This is a genomic window from Desulfovibrio sp. OH1186_COT-070 (assembly GCF_003860215.1).
Taxonomy (GTDB): Bacteria; Desulfobacterota; Desulfovibrionia; order Desulfovibrionales; family Desulfovibrionaceae; genus Desulfovibrio.
The window spans coordinates 129150-153275 of the sequence record NZ_RQYH01000002.1 but is presented as its reverse complement, the minus strand read 5'-3'; the positions used below and the strand labels follow the sequence as shown (position 1 = coordinate 153275).

The window sequence follows — 24126 nt, the reverse complement described above, 5'->3', positions numbered from 1 at the left end:
CTTTTGCCAACCCGCCAAGCTGTCGGCGGATTTCATCCGCAATCGCCAGCTTTAGCTGTTTCCGATACCACCGGCTTTAGCCGGTGGAGCATTCATTGCCACGAATCGGGAAGATCGTTGGTTTTTTCTGTTTGGCTTTGAGAAAAACGACAGAGAAAACATTACTCAGGCAGAGCTTGCCTATTTGCAAGGAGCTGCCCAGATTTTCCTTGCCTATTCCAGCGACGATTTACAATCGGCCATTGCCAGGGGAGATTTTTTGGAGGTGAAACATGACGAAGCCTAGCCGTATTATTGAAGAAATGCATGAAACCGTGCAAGGCCTGCACGCAGGCGGGTTAATCGACGAACGGCGTATGCGTGAATTTGAAGCCCTCTACCGGGCTAACCAGGTGCCCAAGTTCAATGCGGACAGTGTGAAGGCCTTGCGCTCCCGTCTGAACGTCAGCCAGGCGGCGTTGGCCATCATCATCAATACCAGTGCCTCTACTGTGCGCGCTTGGGAGGCCGGAACGAAAAACCCCGGCGGGCCTTCGTGCAAACTGCTGGAAATTTTGGATAGAAAGGGCATTGAGGCTCTGCTCTAGCCGTAGCATATCTGCTTTCAGAGGAGGTGTGTGCCATGAAAAAACAATTCGAAGGCTATTTGATAAAGCAAGACTACGCTGTTGAAACGCCGTCGGTAGTGTCCAGAGGTTTTCGCACTTTTCGTAGCAGCCTTGGCTGCCTTGAGGAGTCGGCGCGGGCCTTGTGAGCGGGGTGCGAAGCGGGGAATCCCGCGCTGCAAGGCCCATGACGGCTCCGGTTCCATGCCGATATCTCTGCTTTCATGTTCATGTGCCGTCCCGCTCCTTTGCCCGGAGATCAACCAGCCGGGTTCCCATATCCAGAATGCGCACCAGCAATAAAACCTTGCCGAGCTGCGCGGCATCTTTGCCGTTTTCCACATTGCTGATGAATTTTGTGCTGGTATTTGTTCGCATGGCCAATTCCTGCTGGGTCAGCCCGCGCAATGTGCGCACCTTTTTTATGGCCTTGCCCAACTCTTCCACGCCAAAAAAATCCATGGGAAACGTGACCTTCGTTTGTCGCGCCATCACGTGCTCGCTTTTTTACCGAACGGTCAAGAAGACGGGTTGTGATGGGGGTTCCGTTTCGCGTTTGCCGCCCTTTTTCTGGCGGAACAAGGCCAGGGAAAGAACGACAGGCAAGGTACCGTTTTGTGCGGCGGGGTTGGCGTTCCCCTGCAAGCCCCGCGTGGGCCGTCTGGAATGCAACACACCTGTTTGCAAGGTCATCGAAAGGGGCGCGCCGGTTCGGGCGGCATTCTTGAAGTTCCGCCGCGTTGCGCGTATACTCCCCTTTTGTTGAGCAAAAAGATATCACGCGGAGTCAGCCATGCTCGAATATATCCGTTCCAATGCCCAGTCCTTCGGTGTGAAGCTGGCTTTTGGCGTCATCATTCTGGTTTTTGTTTTCTGGGGCGTCGGCAGCCTGAGCGACAGAACCGGCGGCAACCATGTGGCCATGGTCAACGGTTCGCCCATTTCCGCGCGGGATTTTGAACTGGCCTACCGGCATGCCGAGGACGCCATGCGGCGCAACAATCCCGGTCTGCCGCGGGAGGCCCTGGCGCAGGAGCTGGGCCGTCAGGTGCTGCGCGATCTTGTGACCCGCAACCTTCTGTCTGCGGAAGCCGCGCGGGCGGGCATCACGGTCACGCCGCTGGAACTGCGCATGGCCATTGGCGAAGTCAAGGCTTTTCAGGACGCCCAGGGGCGCTTTGATCCCGAGGCCTACAAGCGCGTACTTGAAGCGCAGAGAATGTCGCCGGCCCGGTACGAGCAGGAGATGGCGGGCGACATGCTGCGCCAGAAGCTCTTTGCCCTGGTGACGGCCTCTGTGTGGACAGACCCTGAAGAAGCGCGCAATCGGTACGATTTTCTGCGCGAGCAGCGGTCTGTGGAATACGCCTTTTTCCCGGCTGCGGCGTATGCGGGCTCTGTTGCGCCCACGGAAGAGGAAGTGCAGGCCTACTACGATGCCCGCAAGGCGGACTTCGGCATCCCCGCCAGGGTGGCTCTGGCCTATGTTCTGGTCAGGGCCGAGGCGCTGGGCAGGGCCGAATCCATCGGCGAGAGCGAGGCTCTGGCCTGGTATGAGGCCAATACCGCGCGCTTTGCCCGTGAAGAAGAAGTCAGGGCCGCGCACATTCTTGTTCCGCTGGCCGAAGACGCTGCCGAAGACGAGGTGGAAAAGGCCGGAAAAAGCATGGCCGCCATTGAAGCCGAGCTTGCGGCCGGAAAGGCCTTTGCCGCTGTGGCTGATGCGCACAACGGCCCCAATGCCGCCGGGCCCGGCGGAGAACTTGGCTGGATCCGGCGGGGCATGACTGTGGAGCCTTTCGAGCAGGCGGCTTTTGCTCTCAAGCCGGGCGCGGTGTCGGCTCCGGTGCGCAGCCCCTTTGGTCTGCACCTCATCAAGGTTGAGGAAAAAAAGCCCGGCGGCGTGCCGCCCTTTGCGGAAGCGGCCGCCGATGTGCGCAAGGCCATGGCGCAGGAAAGGGGAGAAAGCAGGCTGCACGATGTGCTGGACAATCTGGTGGAAGCCAATATCCTGGGCAAATCCCTGAAGGAGAGCGCTGACACGCTGGGCCTGGAGTTTGGGGAGACCGGGCTTGTTTCCGCCGCGGAGTTGGAAGCAAAGCTGCATGTCAAGGCCGGGGACGCCGCTTCCCTGCTGGCCGTGCCCGCAGGCTCGCCTGTGGATTCGGTGCTGGAAGCCGGAGATGCCTATCTGGTGGTGCGCGTTCTCAAGTCCGAAGCCGCTTCCACCCGTCCCCTGGCCCAGGTCAGGGAGGACATTGTGGAAAAAATCCGGGCGGAAAAGGCGCTGACCAAGGCCATGGAGGCAGCCTCCCAAAAACGCGGGGCACTGTCTGACGGGCCTCCGGATGCCGGAGACAGGGCGGATCTCAAGCTGCATGCCGCCCCCACCGTGGAGCGCGGCGGTGCGCTGCCCGGTTTTGCGCCTGACCAGGCCCTGTCCGAAGCTCTTTTCAGCACCGCAACCAACGCATGGCTGCCCGGCGTGTATGCCGTGACCAGCAGCGGCGATGGGCCGGGAGTCCTTTTTGCCCGTGTGAGCGGGGTGCGCCCGCCCGAGGCCGCGGAATGGGAGGCCGTCAGGGACATCATGGTTGACGCCATGAAACGCGAGCGTGCCGAGGGGCTTTTTGAAATCTTCATGCAGCGCCTTCTTTCCCGCGCGCGCATCGAAGTTCTGGATCCCGCCCTGGTGGACAGAAAGAACATGTAGTTCCGCCTTTGCGGGCCTGCCGACAGCAGGAATGCAACTTCTCCAGCCCTTGCAACAAGGAGATTCCCATGTGCGGCATTATTGGATACGCCGGGCACAGACCGGCTGTGCCCGTAGTGATGGAGGGGCTGCGCCGCCTGGAATACCGCGGGTATGATTCGTCCGGCGTGGCCTGGCTCCGGCAGGGAGAAATGCATGTGGTGCGCGCCGTGGGCAAGCTGGGCGCTCTGGAGGAACGCCTTGCCCGCGCAGAGGGCGTGGTCACTCCGGTCTGCGCCATGGGGCATACCCGCTGGGCCACCCACGGAGCGCCGGCAGAGCGCAATGCCCATCCCCACTGCTCCAATGACCGGAGCCTGAGCCTGGTGCACAACGGCATCATCGAAAACTATCAGGAACTCAAGGCCGACCTCGCGGCCAGGGGCCATGTTTTCCATTCGGACACTGACACGGAAGTTCTGGTCAACCTCATTGCCGAACACCGCAAGACAGAGAGCGATCTTCTGCATGCCTTTGCCGCTGCCCTGCGGCAGGCGCGCGGAGCGTACGCCGTTTGCCTCATGTCTGTTGACGAGCCGGGCGTGCTTTATGCCGCGCGCATGTCCGCCCCGCTCATTTTCGGCCTGGGCACGGGCGAGCATTTTGTGGCCTCGGACATTCCCGCATTCTTGCCCTACACCCGCCAGGTGGTCTTTCTGGAAGACGGCGACATGGTGCGCGTTTCCGCCAAGGAATACAGCATCTTGCGCCTTGAGGACATGCAGCCCGCACAACGCGGCGTGGAAACCATCCAGTGGGACATGCAGGCCGCCCAGAAAGGCGGATACCGCCACTTCATGCTCAAGGAAATTTTCGAGCAGCCGCGGGTGGTGGCTGACGGTCTGAGCGGCAGGGTGGACGCGCAGGGCGGGAGCGTGCTGCTGCACGAACTGGATGCCCTGCCTGTGCCGCGCCGCCTGCATATTGTGGCCTGCGGCACGTCCTGGCATTCCGGGCTTTGGGGGCGCCATTTGCTGGAGCACTGGGCCCGCGTGCCCGTGCAGGTGGAAATTGCCTCGGAATTCCGCTACCGCGAAAGCCTCCTTCTGGACAAGGACGACATGGTTCTGGCCATCAGCCAGAGCGGCGAGACGGCCGATACCCTGGCCGCCCTGCGCATGGCCCGTGAAAAGGGCGCAACCACGCTGGGGCTGTGCAATGTGGTGGGATCGTCCATTGCGCGCGAGGCTGCGGCCGTGCTCTACACCCAGGCTGGCCCGGAAATCAGCGTGGCCTCCACCAAGGCCATGTGCAGCCAGATGCTCATGCTGGCGCTCATGGCCCTCTACTGGGGGGGCCGCCAGGGGGTTTTGCCTGCGGAGGAAGTGCGCCGGAATACGGAGATCCTGAAAGGCATCCCCGATGTGCTTGCCGGGGCGCTGCCCGCCATGCACGCACGGGCGCGCGAACTTTCGCGCGCGTATGCCGGGGCGCGCAACTTCTTCTATCTGGGGCGGGGGCACTGCCATCCGCTGGCGCTGGAAGGCGCGCTGAAGCTCAAGGAACTTTCCTATATCCATGCCGAAGGCTATGCGGCGGGCGAAATGAAGCACGGCCCCATTGCCCTCATTGATCCGTCTTTCCCCACATTTGTTCTGGCCCTCAACGATGCGCTGCTGCCCAAAGTGGTGTCCAACATGGTGGAAGTGCAGGCCCGCCAGGGCAAAACCCTGGTGCTCGCCCACGAAGGGACGGCCGTGGGCGGCGATGATCTCTGGACAATACCCTTTCTGCCTTCGCCTCTGGCCGGTTTTGTTGTCCTGCCCGCGCTCCAGCTTTTCAGTTACGAAATGGCCGACTATCTGGGCAAGGATGTGGACCAGCCGCGCAATCTTGCCAAGAGCGTCACTGTGGAGTAGCGGTACGCCTGTCCGGAAGGAGGTCTTTGTGCGGCCCGAAGTTCTGCTTTTCGACATAGGCAATACCTCCATCAAGATCGGGCTGGCCGACAGGCAGAAGGTGCTTGCCTCCTACACCCTGTGTACGGACACACGGCAGACGGCGGACAACCTCGGGCTGACGCTCCTGACGCTTCTGGGGCATGCCGGGGTGAGCGCGGGGCAGATCGTCGCGTGCGCGGCATCTTCCGTTTCTCCGGCCTTTGAACCTTTGCTGCGCGATGCCGTGGGGCGGTATCTGGGCTGCCCGCTGTACCGCGTGGGGCGGGATCTGGAAGTGCCGCTGCAAAATTGCTACGAGCGGCCCGAGGAGGTGGGCGAAGACCGGCTGGTGGGCGCCTATGCGGCCCGCCGCCTGTACCCGCAGACGCCGTCACTTCTGGTGGTGGATTTTGGCACGGCCATGACCATTGACTGTGTGCGCGGGGACGCGTACATGGGCGGCCTGATTTTTCCCGGGCCGCGCACGGCTCTGGCGGCCCTGTCGCGGGAGGCCGCCCGCTTGCCGAGGATTGACCTGGAGGTCAGTGCCGCCCAACCGGAGCCGGGACGCAGCACGGCCATGAGCATGAAGCACGGCCTGGTTTTCGGCTTTGTCTGCATGGTGGAGGGGCTGACCGCACGGCTCAGGCAGCAGATGCCGTCTCCGGCGGCGGTTCTGGGCACAGGCGGTTTTGCCGCGTCCATTGCCGGGATCAGTCCTGTTTTTGACCGGGTGCTGCCCATGCTCCTGCTGGAGGGCTTGCGCCTTTTGTATTATGAGGTGAAACAGGCCGCAGGCGCGGGCAGCCCCACGGCGGCGTCCGTCCCCGCACCAAACAGGCCCGCAGGGCAAAGGAGTGGAACATGAGCAGCATTGCCTCGGTTTTCGGGCGCGAAATTCTTGATTCGCGCGGCAATCCCACGGTTGAGGTTGAAGTGACGCTGGAGTCCGGGCACAGTGCCCGCGCCGCAGTGCCTTCCGGCGCGTCCACCGGCAGCCGCGAAGCTCTGGAAATGCGCGATGGCGACAAGGGCCGGTACGGCGGCAAGGGCGTGACCAATGCGGTGGAGCATGTGAACAGCGAAATCGCCGACGCGCTCACGGGCACGGATGTGCTGCGTCAGGTGCAGATCGACAACACCCTCATTGATCTGGACGGCACGGACAACAAGTCCCGCCTCGGGGCCAACGCCATCCTGGGCGTGTCCATGGCCTGCGCCAGGGTGGCGTCCTCGTTTCTGGGGCTGCCGCTTTACAAATATCTGGGCGGCATCAACGCCAAGGTGCTGCCCGTGCCCATGATGAACATCATCAACGGCGGGGCGCACGCGCCCAACAATCTGGATATCCAGGAATTCATGATCATGCCTGTGGGCGCGGCCACGTTCCGCGATTCGCTGCGCATGGGCGCGGAAATTTTCCACAAGCTGCAAGCCATCCTGAAAAAGGACGGGCATGTGACCAGCGTGGGCGACGAAGGCGGCTTTGCCCCCAATCTCGCCAACCATGATGAGGCTTTTCGCTACATCATCAAGGCCATTGAGGAGGCGGGGTACAATCCCGGCTCAGAGGTGGCCCTGGCCGTGGACGTGGCGGCCAGCGAATTTTTCCGGGACGGAAAATACGTTCTCGGCGGCGAGGGCAAGACCTTCAGCAATGCCGAACTCAGCCAGTGGCTCGGAGAATTTGCCGGAAAATATCCGCTCATCTCCATTGAGGACGGCATGGCCGAGCAGGACTGGGACGGCTGGGGCATGCTCACGGGCGCTCTGGGCGACCGCGTGCAGTTGGTGGGCGACGACGTGTTTGTGACCAATCCGGCCATTCTGGTGGAAGGCATCGAGGGCGGCGTGGCCAACTCCATCCTCATCAAGCTCAACCAGATCGGCACGGTCACCGAAACCCTGGACACCATTGAAATGGCCAAGGAATCCTCATACAGCACGGTGATTTCGCACCGCTCCGGCGAAACGGAAGACAGCTTCATCGCCGACCTCGCGGTGGGCGTCAACGCCGGACAGATCAAGACCGGCTCGCTCTGCCGCTCCGAGCGTATGGCCAAGTACAACCAGTTGCTGCGCATTGAGGAAGAACTGGGCGATGATGCGGACTTTTTCGGTCCGGTCATGGCCGAATACTATCTTCAGGACTGACGCGCCGGTACTGCGGCGTTGCGGGCGCGGGCGGCTCCCCCGGAGCCGCCCGCGCACCGGAAAGGGAGTCACATGCTGCTCATCGACGGCAAAACAACCGCTGCAAAGATACGCGGTGAACTGGCTGCAACGGTGGCCGCCCGCGCCGGGGCGCAGCGCGCTCCTGGGCTGGCGGTCATTCTGGTGGGGGAGGACCCCGCCTCGCAGGTTTATGTGCGCAACAAGGAGCGCGCCTGCGCGGAAGCGGGCATCGTGTCCTTTCCCCACCATCTGCCCGCCTCCATCAGCCAGGACGAACTGCTGGCGCTCATTGGACGCTGCAATGCCGATCCTGCGGTGGACGGCATTTTGCTGCAACTGCCCCTGCCCGCGGGGCTGGACGCGCAACAATGCCTTTTGGCCATTGAGCCCGCCAAGGATGTGGACGGTTTTCACCCGGTCAATGCGGGCCGCCTTGCGCTGGGCCTGCCGGGATTTGTGCCCTGCACGCCCGCCGGGGTCGTGGAGCTTTTGCGGCGCTACAACCTGCCCACGGAAGGCAAAAGGGCGGTGGTGGTGGGGCGGTCCAACATTGTGGGCAAGCCGCTGGCCATGCTGCTGGCCCGTCCGGGGGCTTTCGGCGACGCCACGGTGACGCTCTGCCATTCGCGCACGCCCGATCTGGCAGCACAGTGCAGGCAGGCGGATTTTCTTTTTCTGGCCATGGGCAGGCCCCGCTGCATCACCGGCGACATGGTGGGCGAGGGCGCGGTGGTCATTGATGTGGGCATCAACCGCACGCCCGAAGGGCTGTGCGGAGATGCGGATTTTGCCAGTGTCAGCCCCAGGGTGCGGGCCATCACGCCTGTGCCCGGCGGTGTCGGCCCCATGACCATCGCCATGCTCCTCTCCAACACGGTGCGGGCATGGCGGGAGAATGTCCGGGCCTGAAAGTGCGGATGTTTGCGCGTATTCCGACTGCGCAGAGAATATTTTTTGAGGGGACAAGCATGTATCGCAATGCGAAGAATGTCGGCTATTACATGATCGGCAAGGGCTGCCTTTCCCAACTGGGTGACCTTTTGGGCGCGCGGCGCAAGGTGCGCTCCGGCCCGGCGGTATTTTTTGTGGACCGTTTTTTCGAGGGGCGCGATCTTGTGGCCTCCCTGCCGGTGGAAAGCCGCGATCTGGTGGTTTATGTGGACGCCGCGGCGGAACCGACCACCGAAAGTGTGGACGGATATGCCGCACAGGTCAGGGATTTTCTGGGCGGGGCAGAGCCGTGCGCGCTGCTGGCCTTTGGCGGCGGCAGCATTCTGGACACCTGCAAATGCGTGGGCAACCTGCTGACCAATCCCGGCAAGGCCGAAGACTATCAGGGCTGGGAACTGGTCAGGCATCCCGCGCCCTACAAGATCGCCGTGCCCACCCTGTCGGGGACAGGAGCGGAAACCTCGCGCACGGGCATCATCTGCAACGAGGCCAAAAACATCAAGCTGGGCATGAACAGCGACTTCACCATGTTCGATCAGGTGCTGCTGGATCCGGATCTTACCGCCACCGTGCCCCGCAACCAGTATTTCTATACGGGCATTGACACCTATATGCACTGCTTCGAGTCCATCACCGGCTCCTACCGCAACGTGGTGGTGGATTCTCTGGCGGAGAAGGCCATTGATCTCAGCAAGCAGATTTTCCTGTCCCGCGACATGATGAGCGACGAAAACCGGGAAAAGCTCATGATCGCCTCTTTTCTGGGCGGCATGGCCGCAGGCTTCGTGGGCGTGGTGCACCCTGTTTCCGCGGGCTTGAGCATGGTTTTGCACATGCGCCACGGTATTGCCAACTGCTATGCCCTTTCGGTGCTGGAAGACATTTATCCCGAACAGTACCGGGACTTCATGACCATGCTGGAACGGCAGGACATTGAGCTGCCCGCGGGCATCTGCCGGGGGCTGACGGAAGAGCAGTATACCGCCCTGTACGAGGCCACCATCGTGCACGAAAAACCCCTTTCCAACCGCCTTGGCCCCGATTTCCGGAATATCCTGACCAAAGAAAACGTTGTGGAACGCTTCAAGCGCATGTAGGAGTCCTTTTCATGGGCATCAGAGTCAATTTCAGCGGCCGCGCCATCCGCTATACGGAAGAAGAGATCGCCGTGGTGGTGGAGGCCATGCGCAATGCCGATCCCCTGACGCAGGGAACCTACATGCGCGCCTTTGAAAGCAGGTTTGCCGCATACCAGGGTGTGCCGCAGGGAAGCTGCTTCACCACCATGAACGGCTGCGCGGCGCTGGAGCTTTCGGCCCTGCTCTGCCGCTTTGAGCCGGGTGACGAGGTGGTCATTCCCTCGCACACGTTCACGGCTTCGGCCTATCCCTATGTCAAGAAGGGCGCGCGCCTGGTCTGGGCAGACATGGATCTGCACACCCGTGTGGTCACCGCCCGGAGCATCGAGGCGGTGCTCACGCCCCGCACCCGCGCCGTGGTGGTGGTGCACCTGTACGGCTATGTGGCGGACATGCCCGCCATTGCCGCTCTCTGCAAGGAGCACGGGCTGCTGCTCATTGAAGACGCCGCCCAGGCCATCGGTTCGGAACTGGAGGGGAAAAAGGCCGGCAGTTTCGGCGACATGGGCATTTTCTCCTTCCACTCCCACAAAAACATCACCACCCTGGGCGAGGGGGGCATGCTCTATGTGCGCGATCCCGCCCTGGCCGCGCTGGTGCCGGCCCTGCGCCACAACGGGCACTGCGCCTTCGGTTTCGAACGAGCGGACTACTGGAAGCCCGCCATGGGCAATGTGGACTTGCCCATGCTGGACGATGTGCCCCTGCAACCCGCCAACTACTGCCTCGGCGAAGTGGAATGCGCCCTGGGGGCCAAACTGCTGGAGCGCATTGACAGCATCAACGACGAAAAGCGCGCCCGCGCCCTGCGCTTCATGGGCGCTCTGGCGGACTTTCCGCAACTGGAATTCCACCGGGAGGAGAGCCGCCGCCACAATTACCACCTGCTGGCGGCGCGCATGACCTCTGGCCCGGAGGCGCGCGACAGCTTTATCCGCGCCATGCACGACGAAAAGGGCGTCAAGTGCGTGGTGCAGTACATGCCGCTGGACCGCTACGACTATTACCGCCGCCAGGGCATGGGTCAGGCCGCCTGCCCCAATGCCGATCTGTTCTATGACACCATGGTTTCCTTCCCCTTCCAGCACTGGCTGAGCGAGGAGGATCTGGAATACATGATCGAGGCCAGCCGTCAGGTGCTGTCCCGGCAGGGGTGAAGACAGGCCCCGGCGCGGCCGGGAAGGCTCTTGTGTGAAAGAACGCTGCATCGTCATTCCGGCCGTCAAGAAGAATGCGGTCATCCCCGACCAGCTGGTCAAAAAGCTGGCCGGGGTCACTCTTGTGGAAAGGGCCATCCATACGGCGCGCGCGGTATTGCCCGGCGAGGACGTTGTGGCGCTCACCGACAGCCAGGAAATTGCGCTCATCTGCGAGCGGGCCGGAATACGCCACTGCCGGAACAGGGAGCTGCGCTTCACTTCGCTGGACATTGTGGCCGAAATGCGGGATCTGCTGGCCGACCTTGCCTCCCGCTACAGGCACTGCATTGTGCTGCGCGCGTCCTGCCCCCTGCTGACCTGGGTGGACGTGGAAGACGCCTGGAAAAAATACCGTGACTCCGGGGCGGACAGTCTGGTGACCGTCAAGAGCGTGCGGCAGCGTGTCTGGAGCATGCGCGGGGAAAGCCTGGAAATGCTGCTGGACGACCAGCGGGACGAAAAAATGCTGCTGGTGGAAAGCCGCGCTCTCATCATCCTGCGCCTGTCCCTGCTGGGCGGAGGGGGGACGGGCAGAACCATTCCCTATTTTCTCAACGACAGGGCCATCGAGATACAGGGCTATCAGGACTGGTGGATCTGTGAGCATTTGCTGCAAAGGCGGCATGTGGTCTTTGTGGTGGCCGGTTGGCCCGCCATCGGCATGGGGCACGTTTTTCGCGCGCTCATGCTGGCCCACGAAATCACGGACCACAGGATCAGTTTTGTCTGCACGCGGCAGAGCGAACTGGCGGTGGAAAGCATTGCCCGCAAGGACTACAAAATCGTGCGGCAGGGCGAGGAGGCTCTGGCGGAAACCGTGCTCGGGCTGCGCCCGGATCTGGTGGTCAACGACATTCTGAATACAGATACGGAGTATATGGAACGTCTTGCGGCGGCAGGGGTGCGCTGCGTCAATTTTGAAGACGAGGGGCCGGGGGCGGACAGGGCGCGGCTGGTGGTCAATGCCCTGTATGAGGACAAACTGTCCACAGAGCGGCTGCGCTGCGGGCCGGACTATTTTTGCCTGCGCGACGAATTCTTGAACGCGGAGCGCAATATCTGGCGCGATGCCGTGAAAACCGTGCTCATCACCTTTGGCGGCACGGACCAGCACGACTGCTCGCGCCGCGTGCTGGATATTGTGGAGCCTGTCTGCCGGGCGTACGGCATTGCCGTGAGGCTGGTGGCCGGGCCGGGCTATGCCCACAGGGAGGAAATGGAGGCCCACCTGGAGCGTCTGGGCAACAGCCGCATCACCTTTGCCTGGGCCACCAATGTCATGAGCCGCATGATGGAGGGAGCGGATCTGGCCATCTGCTCCGCGGGGCGCACGGTGTACGAACTGGCACACATGCGGATACCGGCCATTGTGCTGGCCCATCACCGGCGCGAGGCCAGCCACACCTTTGCCCGCCCGCGCAACGGTTTTGCCTTTGCGGGCGTCATGGACAGCGTGGGCGATGCCCGGATACGCAACATGTTTCTTGCCATGCTCAAACCCGACCGGCGGCGGCGCTTCTGGGAGCGCCAGAACGCGCTGGACTTTACCGCCAACAAGGCCAGGGTGGTGGCGCTGATGCAGGACGTGCTGCGGGAAGGAACGGACGCGCAGGCAAAGGCCCGGCCGTAGGGCCGCCATCGGGCAAGTCCCCAAAAACATCAGGAAAAATCATGGCCCGTTCCCCCCGCCGTATTGCCATTGTTCAGGCCCGCCTGGGTTCCAGCCGCCTGCCCATGAAATCCCTGCTGTGTCTGCGGGATGTGCCGGTCATCGACTGGGTGACGCAGCGTCTTGCGCGGGCCCGCTCGCTCGACGGGATCATGGTGGCGGTTCCGGATACGCCTCTGGACCTGGTTTTGCTGGAGCATCTGCGGCGGCGCGGCGTGCCCTGCATGGCCGGGCCGGAGGACGATGTGCTGGCGCGTTTCTGCATGGCGGCGCGCATGGCGGATGCCGGTCTTGTGGTGCGGGTCTGCGCTGACAATCCCCTGATCTGGGGGGAAGCTGTGGACCGGCTGGCGGATTTTCATGCGCGGGGGCGCTGGGACTATGCCTACAACCATGTTCCGCGCAACAATCTCTGGCCCGACGGGCTGGGAGCGGAAATCCTCTCCCGCGATCTGCTGGAAGAGCTGGAGACAAAAGCCGTACTGCCCACCCAGCGCGAGCACTGCCTCAACCATATCTGGGACAATGCTGCCCGTTTTTCCATCGGCACGTTTGATCCGCAGGAGGAATGGCTGCGCCGCCCCGACCTGAAACTGGATATGGACCGGCCGGAGGATTTCCGCAGGCTGGCGCTGCTGCCCCTCCATCCCCAAATGGACGCCCGCGCCATTGTGGACGCGGCGGGATAGGCCGGGGCGTCAAAAAATTCTTCTGCGCCCGAAGCGCGTATGCTATTTGTACGTTTTTTCTGAAAAAAATCTTTTTGGTCAAAAAATTGCAAGTTTCAGGCGACCAAGAACCGCACGGCGGCAAAAGCCGCCTTTTGGCCCACCACATGTTGCGGCGGGCGCGCGGCACAGACAAACGAGGTGCGCATGAAACCTGTTCTCTGGCTGCTGGGGCTTTCCGGCAGCGGCAAAACAACCCTGGGCTCCCTTTTGCGCCTGTACCTTGAGGGGCAGGGGCTGGAAACGGAATTTGTGGACGGCGATATTTTTCGCCGCCGCTTTGGTTTTTCCGGCTTTACGCCCGCAGACCGCCAGCGCAACATTGACGCCATGCGTGACCATGTGCTGGACTTGGCAAGCCGGGGCAAGGTCTGTGTGGTGGCGGCCATCACCCCCTACGAGAGCATGCGGCAGAAAAACCGCGCGGTTTTTCCCCTGTACCGGGAGGTATGGGTGCGCTGCTCGCTGGCAACCCTGGTGGAGCGCGATGTCAAGGGGCTGTACGCCAAGGCCGCCTGCGGCGAGCTTGCCCTTTTGAGCGGCGTTTCCGATACCTTTGACGAGCCGCGCCGCGCTGACCGCATCATTGATACCGATGGCTGCGCGCTGGCCGAAAGTTATGGGCAACTGCGCGATTTTGCTTTGGATGTTCTGGAGGAGACCCGCCGCTGGGAGCGTTTGCGCAGGATGCTGCCCGCACTGCCCCACGGCTTTCTGGAGCAGCGCAGGCCCGAAGCCGTGGCATGAGCGGCGGGCGGCCCGATGTGCGCGGCGCATTGCGCCACGGGGCTTTTCTGTGTAAGGAAAGGCAGACTTTGCCTGCGTTTGCGGGCACACAGATATCCGCCATCTGCACCGGAAGAATCCACGGGGGCCGTCATGACCAGTTCCCTTTTTGCCGCCTCGCTTGAGGCCCATCTGGAGCTTTTTGCCCTGCTGCGCACTCTTGCCCCCCAGGTGGAGGATGCCGCCCGGCACATGGGCGATGCCCTGAGCGGGGGAGGCAAAATCCTTGTGGCCGGCAACGGAGGTTCCGCCGCCGATGCCCAGCATTTTGCCGCCGAACTGGTGGGGCGCTTTCAGCGCAACAGGTGCGCTCTGCCCTGCATTGCCCTGACCACGGACACGTCCAACCTCACGGCCATCGGCAACGATTTCGGGTTCCGGGAGGTTTTTTCCCGTCAGGTGGAGGCGCTGGGCCGCCACGGCGATGTTTTTGTGGGCATTTCCACTTCGGGGCACTCGGAAAACATTGTCAGCGCCGTGCGGGAGGCGCGCGGGCAGGGCATGTTCTCTCTTGCCCTGCTGGGCCGTGACGGCGGTGTGCTGGCCTCTCTGGCGGACATGGCCGTGGTTGTGCCGCACCAGGTCACGGCGCGCATTCAGGAGGCCCACATCTTTCTTTTGCACCACTGGGCGGATTGTCTGGAGCGCACATGTACGTCGTGACCGGAGGGGCGGGCTTCATCGGCAGTGCCGTGATCTGGCGGCTGAACCGGGCGGGCATCACGGACATTCTTGTGGTGGACAATCTGGGACATGCCGACAAATGGAAAAACCTGGTCAACCGGCGCTATGCCGACTATCTGCACCGTTCGGAATTTCTCCGCCTCCTGCGGGACAATGCCCTGCCCGGCGGCATACAGGGCATGGTGCATCTGGGCGCCTGTTCGGACACAACGCAGGGTGACGCCGATTTTCTCATGGCCAACAACGTGGCCTTCAGCCAGCATGTGTGCCGCTACGCCACGGAAAGGGGCATCCGCCTTGTCCACGCCAGTTCCGCCTCCACCTACGGCAACGGCTCCGAGGGTTTTGCGTCCAGCCGGGAGATTCTCCCCCGTCTGAAGCCGCTGAACATGTATGCCTATTCCAAACATTTTTTTGATCTCTGGCTGCTGGACAACGGGCTGGACGGGCAGGTGGCCAGCCTGAAGTTTTTCAATGTGTACGGGCCCAACGAGTACCACAAGGGGAGCATGCGCAGCGTGGCGTGCAAGGCCTTTGGGGAAATAGCGGCCACAGGGCGCATGCGGCTTTTCCGTTCTTCTTCGCGAGACTGTGCCGACGGCGGGCAGATGCGGGACTTTGTCTACGTCAAGGACTGCGCGGAAGTCGTTTTCTGGCTGCTCCACAATCCGGAGGTCAACGGTTTTCTCAACGTGGGCACGGGCAGCGCGCGCACCTGGAATGATCTGGCGCGGGCTGTTTTTGCGGCCATGGGGCGCGAGCCGGGCATCGAATATGTGGACATGCCCGAGGCCCTGCACGGCAAATACCAGGATTTTACCCAGGCAGACATGGCCTGGCTTGAGGAAAAAAAGTGCCCGGTGCGCTTTGTTGACATTGAGGCCGGAGTGGCTGATTATATCCGGTATCTTCAAGGGAGCGATCCCTACCTGGAAATGTGCCCGGCATGAATATGCGCGCGCCCCGCTGCGGGGCAGGAGCGTTTGCCCCTGCCCGAAGGAGCGCGCCCTTTGCCTGACGGAAAGGTTCCGCCGCGCCGCCCCAGAAAACCGACGACAGCGGGGCAATACCCATGAGAATGGGCATCAAGGTCAAGCTTCCCCTCTTTATTTTCGCAATCATCGTCTGCTCGTGGCTCGGCACATCCCTTATCGTCACGCAGGTGACCAGCGAGGGCGTCAACCGCACCAAGGACGCACAGACCCTGGGCACGGCGCGGGTGGTGGGCAAGGCCATTTCCCTTCAGTTGCAGCGGGCTGGCAAGGACATTCTGCTTGCCGCGGGCCTGCCCTACGTCATGGAGAGCCTTGACGCCTCGTCCCCGGATGGACAGTCCGCCCGAAGGCTGCTGGGGCTGCACCTGGACAGGATCAGGGCAGTGCACAATTATGCCGCCTTTTTTCTGCTGGACGGGGAGGGACAGGTGCTGGGAGGAACACTGCCCCCGGCCTGGGATCCTCTGGGCATGGCCCAGACCACATGGTTTCAGGAGGCAAAGCAAAAGAATATCCTCTTCATCGGCCAGGCCATGCCGGATCTGGAGCGGCAGGAAATGCTCCTGCCCATTGCCCTCAAAATCATCCACAACGGTCGGGAAGGCATGCTTGTGGGCGCCTTGCAGATGAACAAGATTTCCCGCAGCGCCCTTCTGGACGCCGGTGATGCGGTCATGGATGCCTGCATTGTCGCGGACAGCGGCGTGGTGACAGCAGATCTGGTGGGCGAACGTGTGGGCCGTGCCGCGCTGCAGGACGTGATACAGGAAATGCGCGCCCGCCCGTACGGAACCCTGACCAGTCGGCACTGCTCGACGGGAACAGGAACGGGAACGGATGAAAGGCATTTCAGTTTTTTCCGTATTCCCCAGACCAATCTGTTTGCGGTGGTGCAGGCCAAGGCGGGCTACATGCAGGAGGAGCTTCAGTCCAGCAGGCGCGCCGTATGGGGCGTGGGGCTGGTCAGCGCCCTGCTGGCGGTGCTGTGCGTGTGGCTGCTCATTTCTCCGGCAATCAGGGATATCAAGCGGTTGAGCCGTTTTGCCTCGCGCATCGCCAGCGGGGAACTCACGCGGCGCGACACGCAGGTGCAGCGCGGCGACGAACTGGGGCAACTGGCCGACAGCCTCAATGACATGGTGAGCACCCTGACCTCTCTGGTGGAAAAGGCCGAAGCCGCCAACAAGGCAAAAAGCGAATTTCTGGCCCGCATGAGCCATGAGATACGCACGCCCATGAACGGCATCCTCGGCATGGTCTATCTGGCTCTGCGCGACAATCCCGAGCCGCGCCAGATGCACTATCTGCAACGTGTGGACACGGCAGCCAGGAATTTGCTGCAAATCATCAACGATATTCTGGATTTTTCCAAAATCGAGGCCAACAGGGCGGAACTGAAGTCAGAGCCGTTCAGCGTTGCGGAAATTCTGGACAGCGTGCGCGACCTTTTGCAGGACAAAAGCCGCGAAAAGGGCCTCAGCCTGACATTTTCCGTTGCGGATGATGTGCCTCCGGTACTGGCCGGCGATGCCATGCGCATCACCCAGATATGTATCAATCTCTGCGCCAATGCGCTCAAATTTACCGAGCAGGGCGGCGTGAGCGTGCGTGTGGAAGTGGAGGAAAAACGCTCCGACGGTCTGCTGCTGCGTTTTGACGTGGCGGATACGGGCATCGGCATCAGCTCTGAGGATCAGGCCGCGGTTTTTGACTCCTTTGTGCAGGTGGACGGTTCCGCCACCCGCCGCTACGAGGGAACGGGGCTGGGGCTTGCCATCTGCCGCAAGCTGGCGGAACTGATGGGCGGGCGCATCTGGCTTGAAAGTGTGCCCGGAAAGGGCAGCACGTTTTCGTTCACCGTACTGGTGCGGGAATGTGTTTCGCTGGCTCCGGAAGCAGAGCGGGAGGAAGGCAAGGATTTTCTTTTGCCGCCCCTGCGTGTGCTGCTTGCGGAGGACAATGAAATCAATCAGGAAATCGCTCTGGAGATTCTGGGCTCCATGGGACTTGAGGTGACGCTGGCCTGCAACGGCCGTGAAGCCCTCTCCCTCTGGGAAGAAGGCAGCTTCGACATTGTGCTCATGGACATACAGATGCCTGTCATGTCCGGCCTGGAAGCCGCGCGCAAAATCCGCGAAAGCGGCAGGCCGGGGGCCGCCACGGTGCCCATCCTTGCCATGACCGCCAATGCCATGAGCGGCGACAGGGAAAAAAGCCTGGAAGCGGGCATGAACGATCACATCACCAAGCCGCTGGACATGGCGCTGTTGCAGGCAGCGCTGCTGCGCTGGAGCATTCCGCAGGCGGAAGATATCCTGTCCGGGCACGGGGGCAAGTGAAGGAGAGAGTGGTGAACGCACGCAAGAACCATATTCTTTGGGCACTGCTTTTGTGCGTATCTGTCTTGGCGGGAGGCTGCGAAACCGGGCGCGCGCCGGAGAAAAAAGCGGGCCTCCCGGTGATCGGCGTTTTTCTTTACAGTGAGGACGATGTTTATGTTTCTCTGGTCAGCCAGGCCCTGCGCACAGCCCTGGAGGGCCGGGCCGTTGTGGTTTTGCATCATGCCCGCGCGGACCAGATTGTGCAGAACGACCAGATCAGTGAAGTCCTGAAACAGGGGGCTGACGCACTGGCTGTCAACCTTGTGGAACCGTACACGGCGTCCATGCCGCTCAAGGAAGCCCAGACGCGCAAGATCCCTGTTGTCTTTTTCAACCGGGAGCCGGATCTGAGCACGATCAAAACCTACGACAAGGCAGCTTTCGTGGGAACCGAAGCGCGCGAGGCGGGGGAAATACAGGGGCGGATCATTCAGGAACTCTGGCGGGCGCATCCGCGTTATGACCGCAACGGGGACGGCATCGTCCAGTATGTTCTTTTGCAGGGCAATTCCGAAAGCCCCGAAGCCTTGGCGCGCACCGAGTTCAGCGTGAAGGAGGCCCGCAGGCTCGGTGTGGCCATGCAGCAGCTTGGCGAAACCTTCATCTGCGACTGGGACAGGGAGCAGGCAAGGCAGGCCATGCGCGTTTTCTGGCCCGTGCACGGCAAAAGCGTGGAGCTTGTGCTGTCCAACAACGACAGCATGGCTCTGGGCGCCCTGGATGTGCTCAAGGAACAGGGCTACAATACGGGCAATCCCGAAAAGTTTCTCCCGGTGATCGGTGTGGACGCCATCCGCAAGGGCGACATGAGCGCCACCGTGCGGCAGGATGGAGAAGGCATGGGCAGGGCTGTGGCGGAAATGCTCCTGAATGCTGTGGCGCACAAGGATTTTCTGGACGGTTTGCCCCATACGTGGGACGCGTCGGGCGTGGCTGTTCGCATTCCGTACGCGCCGATCCGGCCATGACGGTCCCGCGATTCATTTTTCCGGACTCCAGAAGCGCAGCCGGAGGGCGTTGCTGACCACGGAAAAGGACGAGAGCGCCATGGCCGTGCCTGCCAGCATGGGCGAAAGCATGGGGCCGCCGAAAGCGTGCAGCAGGCCTGCGGCCACGGGCAAACCAAGAATATTGTAGCCAAAAGCCCAGAGCAGATTCTGGCGTATGTTGCGCATGGTGGCGCGGGAAAGGGCCAGCGCCGTGAGCACTGCCTCCATGCCGCCGCGCATGAGCACAATGTCTCCGGCTTCGGCGCTCACGTCCACGCCCGTGCCCACGGCCATGCCCACATGGGCTGCGGCCAGCGCGGGGGCGTCATTGATGCCGTCGCCCACCATGCCCACAATTTTTCCCTGATCCTGCAAGCGCCGCACATACGCGGCCTTTTCTTCCGGCAAAAGCCCCGCGGCCACATGCAGGCGCATTTCTCCCGCCACGGCGCGGGCGGTATGCTCGTTGTCGCCGGTGAGCATGACAACCTCCATGCCCATGCGCTGCAACCGGCTGACAACGCTTGCCGACTCCGGCCGCAGGCTGTCGGCCAGAGAAAAAATGGCGGCGGGATGCCCTGCTGCGCCCTGCCCCAGAGCCAGCAGCAGGGGAGTCTGCCCTGCCTTGGCCAGACTTTCCAGGCGGGCGGATTGCTGCGGGGAAAGGGCAATGCCGCGTTCGGCCATGAAGGCGGCATTGCCCAGCGCCACCGTATGGGGCGTCTGGTCAAGGAGCACGCGCCCCGCAATGCCAAGGCCGGGGGAGATGACCACATCCTCCACCGGGCAGGAGGGCAAATTCTGTTCGCGGCCCGCCCTGACAATGGCTGCGGCCAGCGGATGCTCGGAGCGGGTTTCCAGAGCGCAGGCCAGGGTCAGCAGGCTTTTTTCGTCCATGCCGTCAAGAACGTCAATGTCGGTGAGCGCGGGGCGGCCTGTGGTCAGGGTTCCGGTTTTGTCCACAGCCAGGGCATTGATGCGCGAGGTCTGCTCCAGAGCCGCGCCGTTTCTGATGAGCACGCCCAGTTGCGCGCCCCGGCCCGTACCCACCAGAATGGACATGGGGGTGGCCAGGCCCATGGCGCAGGGGCAGGCCATGACCAGCACGGCCACAAAAACGGTGAGGGCCGTGCTCACGGGCTCGTCGCTGCACACAAGCCACGCCAGAGCGGAAAAAAGGGCCAGAGCCATGACCGCGGGCACAAAATGGAAACTCACGCGGTCGGCCAGGCGGGCAATGGGAGCCTTGCTGCCCTGGGCCTCCCGCACCAGACGCACAATGTGCGCCAGACGGGTGTCGCTGCCCACGGCTTCTGTCCGCAGGGTCAGGGAGCCTTCGCCGTTGAGGCAGCCCGCGGGCAGCTTGTGCCCCGGCCCCACGGCCACGGGCACGGATTCGCCCGTGAGCAGAGAAAAATCCACGGCGCTTTTGCCGTCGAGCACTTCGCCGTCCACAGGCGCGCGTTCGCCGGGGCGCAGGAGCAGAATGTCGCCCGGAACAACGGACGACAGGGAAATTTCCTGCGGGGGAAGGTCGGGGGAAGCGGGGTCAAGCTTCAGGGCCGTTGGCGGCGTGAGGCGCAACAGCGCGCTCATGGCCTCGCCTGCCCGGCGCTTGGCCGTGGCCTCCAGCATCTGCCCCAGTTCGATCATGGTCAGCAGCATGGCGCAGGACTCGTAATAGAGGTTCATGGCATGGGGCGTGGGGTCTGCGGCAACAAGCCCCAAAAGCGTGCCGCACAGGCTGTAGAGGAAGGCCGCGCCTGTGCCCAGCGCTACCAGACTGTCCATGGTGGGGCTTTTGCGCGCAAGGGCGCTTGCGCCGTCGCGGTAAAAATGGCGTCCGAGCCAGACCACCGGCAGGGTCAGGGCAAGCTGCGCGAGCATGAAGGCGCGGGGCGAAGTGTGGGGATCAAGAACTGCGGGCAGGCGGAGGCCGAGCATGTGCCCCATGGAAAGGAGCAGCAGCGGAAAAACAAGGCAGGCCATGGGGATCAGGCGGCGTTTGCGCGTGGCCAGGTCCGCCAGTTCTTTGGCCTGAGCCGTGGCAAACAGGGCGGCGGGGTCATCGTCCGCAGCCGGAGTTGCGGTAAAGCCCAGGGCAGCCACGGCCTCCACAATGCCCGCGCCGAATTTTTGGGCGTCAATCCCCTCACGGGGGCTGACCCGCGCGCGTCGGGTGGCCAGATTGACGCTGACGCGCTCCACATCGTCCCTCCTGCCCAGAACTCTTTCGATGCGGGCGGAGCAGGCTGCGCAGTGCATGCCGTCAATATCAAAATGCAGGCAAGGAAGGGGTTGGGTACTCATGGTCATGTCCTTGGGAGTGATGGTCGGCGGCACGTCTTGCCAGAAGATGGCGCGGCGGGTATGCTGCTTTTGGAGAAAATGAAAATTCTTTTCGATGCAATCCTTTTGCAAGGAGAATACGATGAAATCCCTGAAAGTCAACGGCATGCACTGCGGGCATTGCAAGGCGGCGGTGGAGGAAGCGGCGGGGCGGGTCCCCGGTGTGCGCAATCCTCTGGTGAATCTGGAAGAAAAAACCCTCACCTATGAGGAGGCCGGGCCGGTGGACGAACAGGCCCTGCGCACTGCTGTGAGCGCGGCGGGATTTGATCCTGCCCCGTGACGTGCCGCGCCGGGAGCGCGTCTTTTTGCCGTGGCCGGGAGGTTGGCTTGCCGTTTGCCCATGAATGCCGTATCTGACAGGGAAAACGCCAATATCCCATTGTCAGGATTTCTGCCCATGCAAGCAAAACGTCCCGGACTCGCGCGCGTTGCCCGTATCTTTTGCCGCCTGTGTGCCTTGATTGCGCTGTGCTGTCTGTGCGGGATGCCCGCCCGGGCGGGTGACAGCGATTTTGCTCTGGACTTTACCGTCATGCGCTTGGGGCAGCACCGCCCCTCCCGGGGCGTGGTGCTGGTGGTGGGGGGAATCCAGGGTGACGAGCCGGGCGGCTTTTCCGCGGCCAGCCTTTTGACCACGCACTACAGCATCCACCGCGGGGCTGTGTGGGTGGTGCCCAATCTGAATTTTCCCAGCATTATCCGGCGGTCGCGCGGCATTCACGGCGACATGAACCGCAAGTTTGCCCGGCTGGACAGCGCGGACCCCGAATATGATGCCGTGCGCCGCATCCAGCGGCTGATCGCCGCGCCGCAGGTGGGGCTGGTGCTCAACCTGCACGACGGCAGCGGCTATTACCGCCCGACATATGAAGACAAAATGCGCAATCCCGCGCGCTGGGGGCAGTCGGTCATCATTGATCAGGACGAGGTGTCCGGCGTGTTCATGGGGGGGCTGGCCGGGATCGCGCGCACGGTGACCGACGAGGCGAACAGGGCCCTGATACGTCCGGGGCACCGGCTGCACGTTCACAATACCCGCACGGCCGAGGGCGACCCCGAGATGGAGCGCAGCCTTTCGTACTATGCCGTACGTCAGGGCAAGGCGGCCTTCGGGCTTGAGGCCAGCAAGGATTTCTCCGTGGAAGTGCGGGCCTACTACCACCTGCTCATGGTGGAATCCTTTCTGCGGCAGGCCGGGGTGGAGTTCACACGGGATTTTGCCCTGACGCCGCAGGGGGTCAGGGATGCCCTGCGGGGCGATCTGGAAGTGTCGTTTGTCAACAACCGCGTCTGCCTGCCTCTGGACGATGTGCGGCCCGCTGTCAACGGCCTGCCCCTGCCCAGGGAAGGGCCGGGACAGGCCCTGACCTCCAGGCCCATCATGGCGGTGCTGCCTTGCGTCAGGGATGGAGAGAGGCAGTTTTGCGTTCACTACGGCAACCGCATGATCACCCTTATCCGTCCCGACTGGCGCGAGGTGGACCAGAGCCTTGCGGGCATGCGCGTGTGTGTTGACGGCCAGGACGTGGCAGTGCCTTTTGGCAGGCTTTTGGAAGTGCGTGAAAATTTTGTGGTGCATCCCGAGGAGGGATTTCGCGTCAATGCCATCGGCTTTGACAGCGGCCGGGAGGACGAAAGCGGCCTGCGCCTGGAGAGAAAAAACTTTCTGCCCGAGTTTTCCGTGGACCGCCAGGGCAGGGTGTACCGCGTGGAAGTATACCGGGATCAGCGCTTCAGCGGCCTGTTTCTGGTGCGTTTCGGGAGCGGGGCGTCGCTTGCCTCCGGAGAGCGGGGAAAGCTCCCCGACCGTCCGGGGCCGGAGTCGGCGCTGGGGTATTGACGGCTATGAACACTGTCTCCATCTGCGTGGCCGGCGGGGGAAGCTGGGGCACGGCTCTGGCCCATCTGCTGGCTTCTGGCGGGCATGATGTGCGGCTCTGGCTGCGGGATGCAGCCGTTGCCCGCGCGGTGAACGAAAGACGGGAAAATCCCCGCTATCTTCCGGGATTTGCGCTGCACGAAAATCTGGAAGCCGGCACGGATCCGGCGCTTCTCGGCCGATCTGTGGTGGTGCTGGCGATTCCCTGCCAGCAGTTGCGGGGCTGGCTGACGCGGCAGGCGTCCTTTTTCCGGCCGGGGGTGGTGCTTGTCAACACGGCCAAGGGCATGGAGGAGGGCAGCCTTGCTTCCTGCTCTTCTGTGGTACTGGACTGCCTGGGGCATCTGGCCCCGCGGTACGCCGTGCTTTCCGGCCCTTCCTTTGCGGCGGAGGTTTTGCGCGGGCTGCCCACGGCCGTGGTGCTGGCCAGCCGCGACGAGGAACTGGGGCACAGCCTGCGCGGCATTTTTTCCGGCCCGGCTTTCCGCTGCTATTCCAGCGTTGATGTGACGGGCGTGGAGACGGGCGGAGCAATCAAGAACGTCATGGCCATTGCCGCCGGGCTTTGCGACGGTCTGGGGTTGGGGCACAACAGCCGTGCCGCCCTCATCACGCGCGGGCTTGCGGAAATGAGCCGTCTGGGCGTGGCCCGCGGGGCGGCCGCGCAGACCTTCATGGGACTTTCCGGTCTGGGAGATCTGACCCTGACCTGCACGGGAGATCTTTCACGCAACAGGCAGGTGGGCCTGCGCCTGGGGCGGGGGGAGAAGCTGGAGCACATTACCCGCAGCCTGGGCGCAGTGGCCGAAGGCGTCAGGACGACCGCCGCCATCCACCAGATGGCCCTGCGCCTGGGGGTGGATGCCCCCCTGACCCGAGCCGTGCACGGAATCCTTTATGCAGGGCATTGCCCGCAGCAGGCCCTGTGCGATCTCATGGCGCGTGACCTGCGTGACGAGTAG

The 24126-nt window shown here is 62.7% G+C and carries 21 protein-coding genes and 1 pseudogene; 20 read left to right on the top strand and 2 right to left on the bottom strand.

What is annotated here, in order from left to right; all coding sequences use genetic code 11:
- Positions 1-55 precede the first annotated feature (55 nt).
- From EII23_RS01325 to EII23_RS13320, 3 genes are read left to right on the top strand one after another with little or no spacing between them, the layout of a single operon-like run.
- Positions 56-286: a type II toxin-antitoxin system RelE/ParE family toxin gene (locus tag EII23_RS01325; protein ID WP_124791359.1), complete on the top strand. Its 231-nt coding sequence runs from the start codon at positions 56-58 to the stop codon at positions 284-286.
- Positions 273-587, top strand: a complete 315-nt coding sequence (locus EII23_RS01320; RefSeq protein ID WP_124791337.1) for a DNA-binding transcriptional regulator — start codon at positions 273-275, stop codon at positions 585-587. The genes EII23_RS01325 and EII23_RS01320 overlap by 14 nt, the downstream gene beginning before the upstream one ends.
- A gap of 35 nt (positions 588-622) precedes the next feature.
- A complete protein-coding gene (locus tag EII23_RS13320) occupies positions 623-754 on the top strand; it encodes a hypothetical protein (protein ID WP_260424543.1) in 132 nt (43 codons plus the stop codon).
- 79 nt (positions 755-833) lie between these two features.
- Here EII23_RS13320 and EII23_RS01315 read toward each other — a convergent pair whose 3' ends face one another.
- Positions 834-1097 (bottom strand): helix-turn-helix domain-containing protein, encoded by a 264-nt coding sequence (locus tag EII23_RS01315; protein ID WP_221620352.1) that lies wholly within the window; start codon positions 1095-1097, stop codon positions 834-836.
- A gap of 301 nt (positions 1098-1398) precedes the next feature.
- Between EII23_RS01315 and EII23_RS01310 the strand changes: the two genes are divergently transcribed.
- From EII23_RS01310 to EII23_RS01245, 14 genes and pseudogenes are all read left to right on the top strand, one after another.
- Positions 1399-3318 (top strand): SurA N-terminal domain-containing protein, encoded by a 1920-nt coding sequence (locus EII23_RS01310; protein ID WP_124791335.1) that lies wholly within the window; start codon positions 1399-1401, stop codon positions 3316-3318.
- A 68-nt stretch (positions 3319-3386) separates the two neighbouring features.
- Positions 3387-5216: a glutamine--fructose-6-phosphate transaminase (isomerizing) gene (gene glmS / locus EII23_RS01305; protein ID WP_124791334.1), complete on the top strand. Its 1830-nt coding sequence runs from the start codon at positions 3387-3389 to the stop codon at positions 5214-5216.
- Positions 5217-5244: 28 nt separating this feature from the next.
- Positions 5245-6027, top strand: a pseudogene (locus EII23_RS01300) (type III pantothenate kinase); the annotation flags it as partial.
- Between the two features lie 74 nt (positions 6028-6101).
- On the top strand, positions 6102-7391 hold the full coding sequence (gene eno, locus EII23_RS01295) for a phosphopyruvate hydratase (protein ID WP_124791330.1): 1290 nt from the start codon (positions 6102-6104) through the stop codon (positions 7389-7391).
- Between the two features lie 72 nt (positions 7392-7463).
- Complete coding sequence (gene folD, locus EII23_RS01290; protein WP_124791328.1) at positions 7464-8321, top strand: bifunctional methylenetetrahydrofolate dehydrogenase/methenyltetrahydrofolate cyclohydrolase FolD; 858 nt, start codon at positions 7464-7466, stop codon at positions 8319-8321.
- Positions 8322-8380: 59 nt separating this feature from the next.
- Entirely contained in the window at positions 8381-9460 is a 1080-nt protein-coding gene (locus tag EII23_RS01285; RefSeq protein ID WP_124791326.1) for an iron-containing alcohol dehydrogenase family protein, read from the top strand.
- 11 nt (positions 9461-9471) lie between these two features.
- On the top strand, positions 9472-10659 hold the full coding sequence (locus EII23_RS01280) for a DegT/DnrJ/EryC1/StrS aminotransferase family protein (RefSeq protein WP_124791325.1): 1188 nt from the start codon (positions 9472-9474) through the stop codon (positions 10657-10659).
- A 34-nt stretch (positions 10660-10693) separates the two neighbouring features.
- On the top strand, positions 10694-12331 hold the full coding sequence (locus EII23_RS01275; RefSeq protein WP_124791323.1) for a cytidine 5'-phosphate N-acetylneuraminic acid synthetase: 1638 nt from the start codon (positions 10694-10696) through the stop codon (positions 12329-12331).
- A 41-nt stretch (positions 12332-12372) separates the two neighbouring features.
- Positions 12373-13059 carry a cytidylyltransferase domain-containing protein gene (locus EII23_RS01270; RefSeq protein ID WP_124791321.1) on the top strand — a complete coding sequence of 229 codons (687 nt, stop codon included), beginning with the start codon at positions 12373-12375 and terminating at the stop codon, positions 13057-13059.
- A 186-nt stretch (positions 13060-13245) separates the two neighbouring features.
- A complete protein-coding gene (locus EII23_RS01265) occupies positions 13246-13845 on the top strand; it encodes an adenylyl-sulfate kinase (protein ID WP_124791319.1) in 600 nt (199 codons plus the stop codon).
- Positions 13846-13977: 132 nt separating this feature from the next.
- On the top strand, positions 13978-14547 hold the full coding sequence (locus EII23_RS01260) for an SIS domain-containing protein (RefSeq protein WP_124791317.1): 570 nt from the start codon (positions 13978-13980) through the stop codon (positions 14545-14547).
- The gene (gene rfaD / locus EII23_RS01255) at positions 14535-15518 is read left to right on the top strand and encodes an ADP-glyceromanno-heptose 6-epimerase (RefSeq protein ID WP_124791315.1); all 984 of its coding nucleotides are present in this window, start codon (positions 14535-14537) and stop codon (positions 15516-15518) included. Before EII23_RS01260 ends, rfaD begins: the two co-directional genes overlap by 13 nt.
- 122 nt (positions 15519-15640) lie before the next feature.
- The gene (locus tag EII23_RS01250; protein WP_124791313.1) at positions 15641-17902 is read left to right on the top strand and encodes an ATP-binding protein; all 2262 of its coding nucleotides are present in this window, start codon (positions 15641-15643) and stop codon (positions 17900-17902) included.
- A gap of 11 nt (positions 17903-17913) precedes the next feature.
- Positions 17914-18912 carry a galactose ABC transporter substrate-binding protein gene (locus EII23_RS01245; RefSeq protein ID WP_185702266.1) on the top strand — a complete coding sequence of 333 codons (999 nt, stop codon included), beginning with the start codon at positions 17914-17916 and terminating at the stop codon, positions 18910-18912.
- A 12-nt stretch (positions 18913-18924) separates the two neighbouring features.
- Here the strand turns inward: EII23_RS01245 and EII23_RS01240 are convergent, their stop codons facing one another.
- Complete coding sequence (locus EII23_RS01240) at positions 18925-21243, bottom strand: cation-translocating P-type ATPase (RefSeq protein ID WP_260424542.1); 2319 nt, start codon at positions 21241-21243, stop codon at positions 18925-18927.
- Between the two features lie 121 nt (positions 21244-21364).
- On the opposite strand from EII23_RS01240, the gene EII23_RS01235 reads away from it, so the two are divergent.
- The 3 genes from EII23_RS01235 to EII23_RS01225 all read left to right on the top strand — a co-directional run bounded on the left by EII23_RS01235 (position 21365) and on the right by EII23_RS01225 (position 24126).
- Positions 21365-21565, top strand: a complete 201-nt coding sequence (locus tag EII23_RS01235; RefSeq protein ID WP_124791309.1) for a heavy-metal-associated domain-containing protein — start codon at positions 21365-21367, stop codon at positions 21563-21565.
- A 117-nt stretch (positions 21566-21682) separates the two neighbouring features.
- A complete protein-coding gene (locus tag EII23_RS01230; RefSeq protein ID WP_260424541.1) occupies positions 21683-23125 on the top strand; it encodes a M99 family carboxypeptidase catalytic domain-containing protein in 1443 nt (480 codons plus the stop codon).
- 5 nt (positions 23126-23130) lie between these two features.
- On the top strand, positions 23131-24126 hold the full coding sequence (locus EII23_RS01225) for an NAD(P)H-dependent glycerol-3-phosphate dehydrogenase (protein WP_124791305.1): 996 nt from the start codon (positions 23131-23133) through the stop codon (positions 24124-24126).